A 12,699-nucleotide genomic window follows, 5' to 3' on the forward strand; every position below is an offset into this window, starting at 1 on the left:
CGAGGGGCCCGTCCCCGGACTCGCTACTCCTGCACCATCTCGGCTGGGAAGTCCCGGACTTGGAGCGTCGAGTGGTCGAGCAGCGTCAGTCGCCCATCAGCAACGAACACCAGCTGGCCAGGGAGCGGCGTCAATAGGTACGGGATGGCGAAGATGACGCGCCGCCGGAGCCAGCCGACACGGCGGACATGCAGCCTCGTCGACCAGCTATCACGAACAGCCTCGAGGATCTCGTATGCCTGGGCGGGCTTCGCGGCGTACCGCCCGCGGAAGTCACCAGCGATCGCCGGCGCCTCCGGGGTCGACCGCGTGCGATAGATCGCCTGCGGGCCGGCGGCCCAAGCGAAGCCAGCTCGAACGTCAGTGCACGGGTGCTTCGGCCATGGCGGTCCCATCTCGTCGAAGTAGACCCGACTGCCGGCCGCGTTCGACCAGAAGTAGACGGCTGCGCCGCACACGGGGCAGCGAGCGTTGGGCCTCAGCCAGCGAGCTGAGTAGGGCAGTGCCGGATAGCGGACCGTGGCGGGTCGCGGCGGGGCTGGATGGTGGTCCTGCGTGAACCGGCTCGTCGAGTAGAAGCTTGAGCTTCGCCTGCCCGAGGACCCTCGTGTGACGTCGTGCGCAGAGACCCAGTGCATGGTCCCGTTTCGACCACGTCGCCAATGCCCCCGCCGCCGGTACTTGGCCAACGTGCCTCCTGCTCGGGCCAACGCTGGATCGCAGCCTCCCATACGAGACGTTCAAGTCCGTCCTCGTTGCCGGCGGCCGCGCGCAACGGTGCGGACACGTCCGGGTCCTCGTCCTCAGGCGGGCCGTGGTGGGCGCCGTACTGGCTCCCGCGGCTGAGGAACATCTGAGGAACGGGGACCCCCGCCGGACCTGAAAGCGCAGGTCAGGCGGTAGGCGACGGACGAGTCGGCCTGTACGCCGGGTTCTGTCCTCGGGCGCCTCGCGGCCTCCCGATGGGCGGTCATCCATCTAGGCCCGCCGTTGCCGGCGGGCTCGAGCGGTCCACCCGCAGGCATCGGGCGGGCAGCCCTCGAACGCCTGCGCAGGACGACGGTCGCCCGCCGTCCCTTCTCGACCTTGCTCCGGGTGGGGTTTACCGAGCCGCACCGGTCACCCGGTGCGCTGGTGGTCTCTTACACCACCGTTTCACCCTCACCAGCCGCGTCTCCGGAGAGGCGCTGCTGGCGGTCTGTTCTCTGTGGCACTGTCCCGCGGGTCACCCCGGGTCGCCGTTAACGACCACCCTGCCCTATGGAGCCCGGACGTTCCTCGGCGACGGGGTCTCCCCCGCCGACGCGACCGCCCGGCCGACTCGTCCGTCGTGCCGGCCAGTCTACGGGTCGCCGCCGGGTCAGTTCTCCGGCTCGTGCAGCGGCTCGTTGCCCCCGCCGACGACGACCGGCCCGGCACCCGAGCCCCACTGCCAGCCCGCCACCTCCGGCAAGTCCTCCCCGTGGGTGCGGATGTACCGCTTGTGCTCGATCAACCGGTCCCGCAGCCGGTCGCGCAGGTGCGCCCCGCGGGAGCGCAGCCGCGGCACCCGGTCGATCACGTCGATCGCCAGGTCGTAGCGGTCGATGCCGTTGACCACGCACATGTCGAACGGCGTCGTCGTCGTGCCCTCCTCCACGTAGCCGCGCACGTGGATGTTGCCGTGGTTGGTGCGCCGGTAGGTCAGCCGGTGGATCAGCCACGGGTAGCCGTGGTAGGCGAACACGACCGGCCGGTCGGTGGTGAAGTACGCGTCGAACTCGGCGTCCGACAGGCCGTGCGGGTGCTCGCGGTCGTCCTGCAGCCGCATCAGGTCGACGACGTTGACCACCCGCACCCGCAGGTCCGGGAAGGCCGAGGTGAGGATCTCCGCGGCCGCGAGCGTCTCCATCGTCGGCACGTCGCCGGCGCAGCCGAGGACGACGTCGGGCTCGGCACCGGCGTCGGTGCTCGCCCACTGCCAGATGCCGATGCCCTTGGTGCAGTGCTCGACGGCGGCGTCCATGTCGAGGTACTGCAGCGCCGGCTGCTTGCCCGCCACGATCACGTTGACGTACTGCCGGGTGCGCAGGCAGTGGTCGGCGACCGACAGCAGCGTGTTCGCGTCCGGCGGCAGGTACACCCGGATGACGTCGGCCTTCTTGTTGACGACGTGGTCGATGAAGCCCGGGTCCTGGTGCGAGAAGCCGTTGTGGTCCTGCCGCCAGACGTGCGAGGTGAGCAGGTAGTTCAGCGACGCGACCGGCCGCCGCCACGGGATGTCGTTGGTGGTCTTCAGCCACTTGGCGTGCTGGTTGACCATCGAGTCGACGACGTGGATGAACGCCTCGTAGCAGGAGAAGAAGCCGTGCCGCCCGGTCAGGAGGTAGCCCTCCAGCCAGCCCTGGCAGAGGTGCTCGGAGAGCACCTCCATCACCCGCCCGTCGGGCGCGAGGTGGTCGTCCTCGGGCTCGCGCCGCGCCATCCAGGTGCGGTCGGTGGCCTCGAGCACCGCGCCGAGCCGGTTGGAGTTGTTCTCGTCGGGCGCGAAGACGCGGAAGGTTTGCGGGTTGCCGCGCATGACGTCGCGGAGGAACTCCCCCAGCACCCGGGTGGCCTCCACCGCGCCGGTGCCGGGCTCGGGCACGGGGACGGCGTAGTCGGCGAACGCGGGCATCCGCAGCGGCTGGAGGAGCAGCCCGCCGTTGGCGTGCGGGTTGGCGCTCATCCGGCGGGGGCCCTCCGGGTGGAGGTCCCGCACGGCCGGGACGGGCGCGCCGGCGTCGTCGAACAGCTCCTCGGGGCGGTAGCTGCGCAGCCACTCCTCGAGCACCCGCCGGTGGCCGTCGTCCTCGCGCGCGTTGGCGAAGGGCACCTGGTGCGAGCGCCAGGAGCCCTCGACGCGGTGCCCGTCGACCTCCGCCGGCCCGGTCCACCCCTTGGGCGAGCGCAGCACGATCATCGGCCAGCGCGGCCGCTCGGGAACGCCGCCCTCCCGGGCCCGCCGCTGGATGTCGGCGATCTCGTCGAGGCAGCGGTCCAGCGTCGCGGCGAACTGCTGGTGCATGAGCGCGGGGTCGTCGCCCTCGACGACGTACGGCGTGTGCCCGTAGCCGCGCAGCAGGGCGTCGAGCTCGTCGGGCTCGATGCGGGCCAGCACCGTCGGGTTGGCGATCTTGTAGCCGTTGAGGTGCAGGATCGGCAGCACGGCGCCGTCGCGGGCCGGGTCGACGAACTTCGTGGCGTGCCAGCTCGCGGCCAGCGGGCCGGTCTCGGCCTCGCCGTCGCCCACGACGGCGGCGACGACGAGGTCCGGGTTGTCGAAGGCGGCGCCGTAGGCGTGCACCAGGGCGTAGCCGAGCTCGCCGCCCTCGTGGATCGAGCCGGGCGTCTCCGGCGCCACGTGGCTCGGGATCCCGCCGGGGAAGCTGAACTGGGTGAACAGCCGCTTCATCCCCGGCTCGTCCTGCGACACGTCGGGGTAGACCTCGCTGTAGGTGCCCTCCAGCCAGGCCGACGCGACCGGGCCGGGGCCGCCGTGGCCGGGCCCCATCACGTACATGCAGTCGAGGTCGCGCGCGGCGATCGCCCGGTTGAGGTGTGCGTGGACGAAGTTCAGCCCCGGCGTCGTGCCCCAGTGGCCGAGCAGCCGCGGCTTGACGTGCTCCGGGCGCAGCGGCTCGCGCAGCAGCGGGTTGTCCATGAGGTAGATCTGGCCGACCGACAGGTAGTTGGCCGCCCGCCACCAGGCGTGGATGCGGGTCAGCTCCTCCTGGGTCAGCGGCCCCGCGCCGTCGGTCGCGGCGATCTCCTCGCGCGTGCTGGCCTCGGTCACCGTCGTCCTCCCGGGGGTGGTCGCGCTCGACGCCCCCACCCTGGCGGACTCCCGGGCGCGCCGCAGTCCGGCCCGGGGTGTCCGCTCGGCGAACACCCGGCGACGGGAGCCTCCCGGTCCACCGGAACTCCCCGGTCCCCGTTGCCGGGTCCCGCGGGCCTCCCTACGGTCGACCCGTCCGGACGGCCCTTCCGCCCCAGCCGGGGTGATCCGCCCGGACGCCGCCGAGTCGCGGACCACGCCTGTGGCCGCGAGCCGGGGACCCACCGCGTCACCGGGGTGAGTCCCACCGCCCGGTCCTCCCGGGAGGTGGGTAGGGCGACATCCCCGCCCGAACCCGTCAGCTGACCCGGTAGGCGGCCACGGGAGAAACGGAGAGCCGCGACACGGGGAGCGCCGTCGGCGCCTGCCCCGACGCGCCCCGCCCCCAGACACCTCGCCGCGGCCCGCGCACCCGCGCCGGCCGCCGCGCCTCCGGGATCCGGACCCGACCGGCCTCCGCACCGGCCCGACGCCGGGCTGCCGCGCGCCGTCCCGGATCCCGTGCCCTCCCCTGCCCCGGGGCGGTCCCCTGCCGAGCAGACGGCGGGACCGCGCGGGGCCACACGACAGGAGCTCTCCTCGTCATGCGCAGACACGCCCTCCGCCGCACGCTCACCGTCGGCACCGCCACCGTCGCCCTCTGCCTGGCCGGTCAGTCGGCCGCCTCCGCCGACCGTCCCTGGGACGGCGACCGGCACGACCGGGGCGGCTGGTCCGAGCACTGGTCCAGCCGCGGCGACGTCGCCCCGGCACCCGCCCCCGCTGCCGCGCCGGCCGCGGCTCCCGCACCGGCGGCGGCTCCCGCACCCGCGCCCGCCGCCGCGGCGGCCACCGCCGTCGTCGCCGTCGCCACGGACCTCACCGGGGCGCCGACCCCGACGTCGACCGCCTACAGCGCCTGGGCGCCGCACGTGCGGCCGGCCGTCGCGGAGGTCACGCAGGCCTTCGCGGTGTCCACGGTCCTCACCCGGCCCGGGCACTCCCCCACGCAGGAACTGGCCGCCGACTTCATGGTGTACGCCGACGCGGCGAAGGGGCACGCGGTCGCCCAGTTCGTCATCGACAACGCGGCACGGCTGCGCGTCGAGTACGTCATCTGGCAGCAGCGGATCTGGCTGGTCGGCGGGTCCGGCTGGCAGGCCATGGCCGACCGCGGCTCACCGACGGCCAACCACATGGACCACGTCCACGTGAGCTTCCTGCCGTGACGCCCGCCTGAGGGGTGGACGGCCGGCGCGCTCAGCCGGCGTAGAGCGCGAAGCCGGTCCTGCGCCGGCCGTCCACCTCCGGCGTCGCCATCTCGACCTGTCGCCGTGCCTGCTCCTCGACCGGGTCGTCCGACAGCGCCTCGAGGTAGCGGCGGTGCTCGGCCAGCGAGGCCACCGCCCGGTCGACGACGTCGGTGACGTCGACGGCGTGCGTCGCCCCGACCGGCGTGGCGACGGCGACCCAGCGCACGCCCCGCCACGGCTCCTGCCCGGCGAGCTCGGGGAAGATCCACTCGTTGGCGGCATCGCCCACCGCGTCGATCACGGAGCGGCCGAGCGCCCGGTGGTCGGCGCTGTTCCAGTACGCCGGGGTCACGCCCGGCGGCGTCCACGTCTCGCCGAAGTGCATCGTCACCACCAGCTCCGGCCGGTGCCGGCGGATCGCCGCGGCCAGCGACCGGCGCAGCTCCAGTCCCTCCACGAGCCGGCCGTCGGGGAACCCGAGGAACTCGACCCCCGTGACGCCGACCACCGCCGCCGACGCCCGCTGCTCCCGCTCGCGCAGCGGCCCCGCCTCCCCCGGCGGCAGCCCGGCGATGCCGGCCTCCCCGCGGGTGGCCAGCAGGTACCGGACGTCCCGCCCGGCGTCGGTCCACACGGCGACGGCGGCCGCGCACCCGTACTCGACGTCGTCGGGGTGGGCGACGACGACCAGCGCGCGCTCCCAGTCCGTGGGGAAGGGCTCGGTCACGCCCGGCCCCGGGCCACCCGCAGCGCCGCGCCGATCATCGGCGCCTGCAGCGGCAGCCGCAGCACCCCGGCGGCCAGCAGCGCCGGCCGCCCGCGGGCGATCCGGAGGTGGTGCAGGTGCGCCGGCACGAACGACGCCAGGAGCCCGGCCGCGGCCCAGCCCCCGGCCCGGCGGGTAGGCGGCGCGGCCAGGAGCGCCGCGGTGGCCACCTCGGCCACCCCGCTGCCGAGCACCCAGGAGCGGGCGTCGCCGAGCTCCGGGGGCACCAGCCACTCGTAGGTCCGCGGCCGCACCAGGTGCAGCACGCCGGATCCGCCGAGGGCGGCGGCCAGCCAGGTCGCCGGGGCGGGGAGGCGCATGGCGCCACCGTAGGCTCCCGCCCCGTGTCCGCCGCCGACCTGGTCATCGCCGCGGCGGTCTCCCTGCTCGCCGGCGTCATCAACTCGATCGCCGGCGGCGGGTCGCTGATCCTGTTCCCCACCCTGGTCGCGCTCGGCCTGCCCACGGTGGCGGCCAACGTGACCAACTCGGTGTCGCAGTGGCCCGGCTACCTCGGCGGGATGCTCGGCTTCCGCCGCGAGTACGCCGGCCAGCGCGGGCGCCTGGTGCGCCTCGGCGTCGTCGCGGTGCTCGGCGGCACGGCCGGCAGCGTGCTGCTGCTGACCACGCCGAGCGAGGCCTTCGACGTCGTCGTGCCGGTGCTCGTGCTGCTCGCCAGCCTGCTGCTGGCGGTGCAGCCGCTGCTCACCCGCCGGCTGCGCGACCGCGACGACGGCGCCGTGCGCGACCCGTGGTGGCTCTACGTCGCTCTGTTCCTCGCCACCGTCTACGGCGGCTACTTCGGCGGGGCGCTCGGCGTCATCCTGGTCGGGGTCCTCGGGACGGCGCTGCACCGGCTGGCGCTGGCCAACGCGCTCAAGTCGGCGCTGTCGGCGGTGACGGCGACGGTCACCCTCGTCGTCTTCGGGCTGTTCGGGCCGATCGCCTGGGAGGTGGTCGCGGTCGCCGCGCCGGCCAGCCTGGTCGGCGGGTTCGCCGGCGCGCGGATCGCCAGCCGCATCCCCGCGACGCCGCTGCGGGTGCTCATCGTGGCCTTCGGCGTCGTGGTCTCGGTCTACCTGTTCACCCGCATCTGAGGTGACCGACCCGGTCGCGCTCGGCACCGCCGGCGTCGTGCTGGCCGCCACCCTCGCGGCGGCCACGGCCGGCACCCGCCGCGTGCCCCCGGCGGCGGTCGCCGTGGTGGGCGCGGTGTACCTGGTGGCCGTCGGCGCGGTCGGCTTCGCCGCGGCCGAGACGGCGGTACGCGGGGTGCTGCCCACCGTGGCGTTCCTCGTCGTCGTGCTGGTGCTCGCCGACCTCGCCGACCGGGAGGGCGTGTTCACCTGGGCGGCCGCGGCGACGGCCCGGCGGGCGGGGCGCTCGGCCGGCGCGCTGCTCGGCCGGGTGGTGCTGCTCGCCGCCGGGGTGACGGCGCTGCTCAGCCTGGACGCCACGGTCGTCCTGCTCACCCCGGTCGTGCTGGCCACCGCCACCCGGATGGGGCTGCCGGCGCGCCCGCACGCCGTCGCCACCGGGCACCTGGCCAACTCCGCGTCGCTGCTGGTGCCGGTGTCGAACCTGACCAACCTGCTGGCGTTCTCCGCGAGCGGGCTGTCGTTCCTCGCCTTCGCCGGGCTGATGGCCGGCCCCTGGGGAGCCGCGGTCGCCGTCGAGTACCTGGTGCTGCGGCGGCTGTTCCGCGCCGACCTCGCGGTGCCCGTCTCCGCTCCGGTGGCCGAGGTGCCGCCGGCGCCGCGGGCCGCCCTGGCCGTGGTCGGGCTGACCGCCCTCGGCTTCGGCGCCGCCTCGCTCGCGGGCCTGCCGCCGGTGTGGCCGGCCGTGGCCGGGGTCGCCGTGCTCGCCGCCCGGCTGGCGCGGGCCGGGCGGCTGCGGGCGGCCGACGTCGTGACCGCCGCCGACCTGCCGTTCGCGCTGTTCGTCTGCGGGCTGGCGGTGGTCGTGCAGGCCGTCCTCGGCGCCGGGCTCGAGCAGGGGCTGGCGCGGCTGCTCCCCGACGGCGAGGGGCTGGCCGAGCTGCTGGCGGTCGCCGTCGTCGCCGCGGTGCTGGCCAACGTCGTCAACAACCTGCCGGCCACGCTGGCGCTGCTGCCGGTGGCCGCGGCCGTGGGCCCGGGCGCGGTGCTCGCCGTCCTGATCGGCGTGAACGTCGGGCCGAACCTCACCTACGCCGGGTCGCTGGCCAACCTGCTGTGGCGCCGGGCCCTCGGGACGGAGGCGCCGTCGGCGGCGCGGTTCGGCGCGCTCGGCCTGGCGACGGTGCCGCTCACCCTGCTCGCGGCCACCGTCGCCCTCTGGCTCATGGTGAGGTGATGGAACGGCCGCCCTTCAGGGTCCCGCGCCGAGCTTGCGAGGCGTGGGGGGAAGGGTGGTCCTTCATTCGCCGCCGCGACCGGGCTCGCCGATGGCGACCATCGCCTCGACGGCACGGCGGGCGCGGGCGGCGGTCTCCGGGTCGACGTCGATCGCGCCCTCGCCGGTGCGCAGCGTGTGCAGCAGCTTGGCCGGGGTGATCATCTTCATGTAGCGGCAGGCGGCGCGCTCGTTCATCGGGATGAACGCCGTCCCGCTGTTGAGCGCCCGCAGCTGGTGCAGGATGCCGACCTCGGTGGCCACCAGCACCTGGCCCGACGACGTCCGGGCCGCGGCCTCGACCATGCCGCCGGTGGACAGCACGCGGGTGCGGTCGGCCGGCAGATCGCCGTGGCTGACCAGGTCGAGCACCGAGGTGGTGCAGCCGCACTCGGGGTGCACGAGGATCTCCGCGTCCGGGTGCGCGGCGATCTGCGCGCGCACGTCGGCCGGGCTGATGCCCGCGTGCACGTGGCACTCCCCCGCCCAGACGTGGATGTTCTCCCTCCCGGTCACGCGCTTGACGTGCGCGCCGAGGAACTGGTCGGGGCAGAAGAGGATCTCGCGGTCCTCGGGGATCGAGCGGATGACGTCGGCGGCGTTCGACGACGTGCAGCAGATGTCGGTCTCGGCCTTCACCGCGGCGGTGGTGTTGACGTAGCTGACGACGACGGCGCCCGGGTACTGGGCCTTCCACTCGCGCAGCTGCTCGGCGGTGATCGAGTCGGCCAGCGAGCAGCCGGCCGCGTGGTCGGGCAGCAGCACCGTCTTGTCCGGCGAGAGGATCTTCGCGGTCTCGGCCATGAAGTGGACGCCGCAGAAGACGATCTCGCGGGCGTCGGTCTGCGCCGCGACCCGCGACAGGTAGAGCGAGTCGCCGGTGAAGTGGGCGACGTCCTGGATCTCGGGCACCTGGTAGTTGTGCGCGAGCACCACCGCGCCGCGCTCGTCGGCCAGCCGGCGGACCTCGGCCGCCCAGGTCTCGTACTCGGCGGGCGACAGGGTGCGCTCGTCGCCGGCGACGGCGGGGGTGGCGGGCGCGATGGTCGCGGTCACGGGGCTCCTCGGAGATGCGGGGGGCTCATCGTCCCCGTCCCGCCGTCGGAGGCCGGACCGGGGTGCGCCGGGTACAACGCCGGCCGCCCCGGCCCGCTTCCCGCTTCCCGTCGGACGTCGGCGCCGGTCGTCAGCGCCGGACGTCGAACGACAGGAAGGTCACCCGGCTGCCCTGCACCACCCGCGGGTCCTCGAACGCGATCTCCGGCGGGCCGCCCGCGCCGAAGTAGGGCCGGCCCGAGCCGAGCACCACCGGGACCTGCGCCAGCACCACCCGGTCGACCAGGCCCGCCCGCAGCGCCTGCCCGCCGACGTCGCCGGCGCTCACCGTGACGTCCCGATCGCCCGCGAGCTCCCGGGCGCGCTCCACCGCCGCCGGCACGTCGGGCGCGAAGGTGAAGGGCGCGGCGCCCCGGTGCGGCCAGTCGTCGGCCGGCCGGTGCGTCACGACGACGACGTGCCCGCCGTTCGGCGGGACGCCGCCCCAGCCGTCGGTGATGTCGAACAGACGGCGGCCGCAGACCATGACGCCCACGCGGCCGGCGAACTCGCGCAGGAACTCCGCCGTCGGGGCGGTCACCCGGAACGGCCGGGCGGGGTCGCTGAAGGTCAACTCGACGTCCCCGTTGCCGTACCAGTCGAACAGCGGCCCCGGCATGTCGTCGTCGCGGCCGACGAACCCGTCCAGCGAGACCGCCGCGAACAGCACCACCGCGCCCATGGCGCACCTCCTCCGTCCCGGCTCCCCGGCGGAGCCGCTGAGGGTCAGACCGCGCCGCCGTCCTCAACTCATCGGTTGAACAGGCGAGGTGAGACCGGACACACCGCCCCCGGACCTACGATTCCCGCGCCGCACCGACCTCAGCCAAGGGACCCCCATGCGCCGTCGCCCCCTCCCCCTCGTCCTGGCCGCCGCCACCACCCTCGCGGTCGTGGCCTGCGCCCCGCAGGAGGAGTCGACCGACGCCGGCGCCTCCTCCGGCGGCGGCTCGGCCACCACCGGCGCGTGCACGCCCGACGAGCTCGACACCCTCGAGCCGGGCACCCTGACCGTCGCCACCGACCAGCCCGCCTACGAGCCGTGGATGGTCGACGACACCCCGGAGAACGGCGAGGGCTTCGAGTCCGCCGTCGCCTACGCCGTCGCCGAGCAGCTGGGTTACGCCGAGGACGACGTCACCTGGACCCGCGTGCCGTTCAACGCCGCCATCCAGCCCGGCCCGCGGCCCTTCGACTTCGACATCAACCAGTTCTCGATCACCGAGGAGCGCCGGCAGGCCGTCGACTTCTCCTCGCCGTACTACACGGTCAGCCAGGCGGTCATCACCACCGCCGGCTCCGCGGCCGACGGCGCGGCGAGCCTCGACGAGCTGCGCGACCTCCGCCTCGGCGCCCAGGTGGCCACCACCAGCCTCGACGTCCTCACCACGGTGATCGACCCCGAGTCCGACCCGGTCGTGTTCAACACCAACGACGACGCCAAGCTCGCGCTGCAGAACGGCCAGGTGGACGCGATCGTCGTCGACCTGCCGACGGCCTTCTACATCACCGCCGCCGAGCTCGACAACGGCGTGATCGTGGGCCAGATCGAGGACTCGGGCGAGAGCTCCACGGCCGAGGGCGACCAGTTCGGCCTGCTCCTCGCCAAGGACAGCCCGCTCACCGACTGCGTCAGCCAGGCCGTCGACGCCCTGCGCGAGGACGGCACGCTCGCCGACCTCGAGCAGCAGTGGCTCTCCGACGTCGCCGACGCGCCCGTCCTGTCCTGAGCACCGTCCTCCCCGGCGGGGCGCTGCCCCCGCCGAGCGCGCTCGAGCTCGAGCGCCGGGCCTGGCGCACCCGCCGGGCCCGGCGCTCGACGCTGGTCGCGCTGGCCTCGACGCTGCTGTTCGCCGTCGTCGCCTACCTCGCGGTCACCCGCTCGCCGGGCTGGCCGCGGGTGCAGGCCACCTTCTTCTCGCCGTCGGCCGCGCTCGACGCGCTGCCGGAGATCGCCGAGGGGCTGCTGGTCAACCTGCAGGTGCTCGTCGTCGGCGGGCTGCTCGTGCTCCTCGTCGGGCTCGGCACCGCCGCACTGCGGACCCTGCGCGGGCCGGCGTGGGCGCCGCTGCGCATCCTCGCCACGGTCTACGTCGACCTGTTCCGCGGCATCCCGCTGATCATCGTGCTGTACCTGGTCGGCTTCGGGTTCCCCGCGCTCGGCCTGCAGGGCGTGCCGACGTCGCCGTTCGTCCTCGGGACGGCGGCGATCGTGCTCGTCTACTCCGCCTACGTGGCCGAGGTGTTCCGCGCCGGCATCGAGTCGGTGCACCCCAGCCAGCGCGCCGCCGCCCGCTCCCTCGGGCTCACCCACCGCCAGACGATGCGGATCGTGGTGCTGCCGCAGGCGCTGCGCACGGTCACCCCGGCGCTGCTCAACGACTTCGTCGCGCTGCAGAAGGACGTCGGCCTGATCTCCGTGCTCGGCGCGATCGACGCCGTCCGCTCGGCGCAGATCCAGGTCGGGCAGACCTTCAACTTCACGCCCTACGTCGTCGCCGGGCTGCTGTTCGTGCTGCTCGCCGTCCCGTCGGCCCGGCTGGCCGACGCCGTCACCGCGCGGGCGCGCCGCCGCCAGCAGAGCGGGTCGCTGCTGTGAGCGTCCTCGAGCTGCGGAACATCGTGAAGGCGTTCGGGTCGAACGTCGTGCTGCGCGGCGTGGACCTCGCCGTCGACGAGCACCGGGTGGTGGCGCTCATCGGCGGGTCGGGGTCGGGCAAGTCGACGCTGCTGCGCTGCGCGTCGCTGCTGGAGACCGTCGACGACGGCCAGGTGCTGCTCGACGGCGAGGACGTCACCGACCCGCGGGTCGACGCCGACCGGGTGCGCCGGCGGATGGGCGTCGTCTTCCAGGCCTACAACCTCTTCCCCCACCTGTCGGTGCTCGACAACGTGACGCTCGCGCCGACCGCCGTGCACGGGCGGCCGCGGGCGGAGGCGGTCGAGGAGGCGCGCGGCCTGCTGGCGCGGATCGGCCTGGCCGACAAGGCCGCCGAGTACCCCGACCGGCTGTCGGGCGGCCAGCAGCAGCGGGTGGCGATCGTGCGCGCGCTCGCCGTCCGCCCGCGGGTGCTGCTGCTCGACGAGGTGACCAGCGCGCTGGACCCCGAGCTCGTCGGTGAGGTGCTCGCGCTGGTGCGCGAGGTGGCCGGTCAGGGCATGACGATCGTGATGGCCACCCACGAGATGGGCTTTGCCCGCCAGGTGGCCGACACGGTGGCCTTCCTCGACGGCGGGGTGCTGCTGGAGTCCGGCCCGCCGGCGCAGGTGCTCGGCGAGCCGGAGCACCCGCGCACGCGGCGGTTCCTCGCCCGGGTCATCGACGCCGGGCGACTGTAGGGACGCCCGGAGGGAGCCGCCCTGCGAGGGCGGGGTCC

General features: G+C 74.7%; 12 protein-coding genes, 1 other RNA gene and 1 riboswitch. Of the genes, 6 read left to right on the forward strand and 7 right to left on the reverse strand.

Going from position 1 to position 12,699, the window contains the following annotated elements; genetic code table 11:
- Positions 1-23 precede the first annotated feature (23 nt).
- From ACI78R_RS06425 to ACI78R_RS06435, 3 genes are all read right to left on the reverse strand, one after another.
- Positions 24-458: a hypothetical protein gene (locus ACI78R_RS06425; protein WP_457040048.1), complete on the reverse strand. Its 435-nt coding sequence runs from the start codon at positions 456-458 to the stop codon at positions 24-26.
- Positions 459-907: 449 nt separating this feature from the next.
- Positions 908-1,324: RNase P RNA component class A (gene rnpB / locus ACI78R_RS06430), an RNA gene on the reverse strand.
- A gap of 36 nt (positions 1,325-1,360) precedes the next feature.
- Positions 1,361-3,814 (reverse strand): phosphoketolase family protein, encoded by a 2,454-nt coding sequence (locus ACI78R_RS06435; RefSeq protein WP_457040049.1) that lies wholly within the window; start codon positions 3,812-3,814, stop codon positions 1,361-1,363.
- A gap of 229 nt (positions 3,815-4,043) precedes the next feature.
- Positions 4,044-4,188: riboswitch (cyclic di-AMP (ydaO/yuaA leader) on the forward strand.
- Positions 4,189-4,440: 252 nt separating this feature from the next.
- Between ACI78R_RS06435 and ACI78R_RS06440 the strand changes: the two genes are divergently transcribed.
- Positions 4,441-5,064: a hypothetical protein gene (locus ACI78R_RS06440; RefSeq protein ID WP_457040050.1), complete on the forward strand. Its 624-nt coding sequence runs from the start codon at positions 4,441-4,443 to the stop codon at positions 5,062-5,064.
- 31 nt (positions 5,065-5,095) lie between these two features.
- On the opposite strand, the gene ACI78R_RS06445 is transcribed toward ACI78R_RS06440, so the two are convergent.
- On the reverse strand, positions 5,096-5,815 hold the full coding sequence (locus ACI78R_RS06445; protein WP_457040051.1) for a PIG-L deacetylase family protein: 720 nt from the start codon (positions 5,813-5,815) through the stop codon (positions 5,096-5,098).
- Entirely contained in the window at positions 5,812-6,174 is a 363-nt protein-coding gene (locus tag ACI78R_RS06450; protein WP_073419359.1) for a DoxX family protein, read from the reverse strand. The genes ACI78R_RS06445 and ACI78R_RS06450 overlap by 4 nt, the downstream gene beginning before the upstream one ends.
- 24 nt (positions 6,175-6,198) lie before the next feature.
- Here ACI78R_RS06450 and ACI78R_RS06455 point away from each other — a divergent pair, with 24 nt between their 5' ends.
- On the forward strand, positions 6,199-6,951 hold the full coding sequence (locus ACI78R_RS06455) for a sulfite exporter TauE/SafE family protein (protein ID WP_457040052.1): 753 nt from the start codon (positions 6,199-6,201) through the stop codon (positions 6,949-6,951).
- Position 6,952: 1 nt separating this feature from the next.
- Positions 6,953-8,188, forward strand: a complete 1,236-nt coding sequence (locus ACI78R_RS06460) for an SLC13 family permease (protein WP_457040053.1) — start codon at positions 6,953-6,955, stop codon at positions 8,186-8,188.
- A gap of 63 nt (positions 8,189-8,251) precedes the next feature.
- Here ACI78R_RS06460 and nadA read toward each other — a convergent pair whose 3' ends face one another.
- On the reverse strand, positions 8,252-9,283 hold the full coding sequence (gene nadA / locus ACI78R_RS06465) for a quinolinate synthase NadA (RefSeq protein ID WP_454552431.1): 1,032 nt from the start codon (positions 9,281-9,283) through the stop codon (positions 8,252-8,254).
- Between the two features lie 130 nt (positions 9,284-9,413).
- Complete coding sequence (locus tag ACI78R_RS06470; RefSeq protein WP_457040054.1) at positions 9,414-10,004, reverse strand: dihydrofolate reductase family protein; 591 nt, start codon at positions 10,002-10,004, stop codon at positions 9,414-9,416.
- A 157-nt stretch (positions 10,005-10,161) separates the two neighbouring features.
- Between ACI78R_RS06470 and ACI78R_RS06475 the strand changes: the two genes are divergently transcribed.
- From ACI78R_RS06475 to ACI78R_RS06485, 3 genes are read left to right on the forward strand one after another with little or no spacing between them, the layout of a single operon-like run.
- Positions 10,162-11,052: an ABC transporter substrate-binding protein gene (locus tag ACI78R_RS06475; RefSeq protein ID WP_457040055.1), complete on the forward strand. Its 891-nt coding sequence runs from the start codon at positions 10,162-10,164 to the stop codon at positions 11,050-11,052.
- Positions 11,013-11,921, forward strand: coding sequence for an amino acid ABC transporter permease (locus tag ACI78R_RS06480; RefSeq protein ID WP_217651143.1), 909 nt, complete (start codon positions 11,013-11,015; stop codon positions 11,919-11,921). The genes ACI78R_RS06475 and ACI78R_RS06480 overlap by 40 nt, the downstream gene beginning before the upstream one ends.
- On the forward strand, positions 11,918-12,661 hold the full coding sequence (locus ACI78R_RS06485; protein ID WP_457040056.1) for an amino acid ABC transporter ATP-binding protein: 744 nt from the start codon (positions 11,918-11,920) through the stop codon (positions 12,659-12,661). The genes ACI78R_RS06480 and ACI78R_RS06485 overlap by 4 nt, the downstream gene beginning before the upstream one ends.
- The last annotated feature ends 38 nt before the right edge of the window (positions 12,662-12,699 follow it).

Source organism: Geodermatophilus sp. SYSU D01106, assembly GCF_054049995.1.

Bases quoted from the DNA above. Each gene is read 5' to 3' on its own strand.
- ACI78R_RS06440 (WP_457040050.1), top strand. From the start codon at position 4,441: ATGCGCAGACACGCCCTCCGCCGCACGCTCACCGTCGGCACCGCCACC.
- ACI78R_RS06450 (WP_073419359.1), bottom strand. From the start codon at position 6,174: ATGCGCCTCCCCGCCCCGGCGACCTGGCTGGCCGCCGCCCTCGGCGGA.
- ACI78R_RS06470 (WP_457040054.1), bottom strand. From the start codon at position 10,004: ATGGGCGCGGTGGTGCTGTTCGCGGCGGTCTCGCTGGACGGGTTCGTC.
- ACI78R_RS06475 (WP_457040055.1), top strand. From the start codon at position 10,162: ATGCGCCGTCGCCCCCTCCCCCTCGTCCTGGCCGCCGCCACCACCCTC.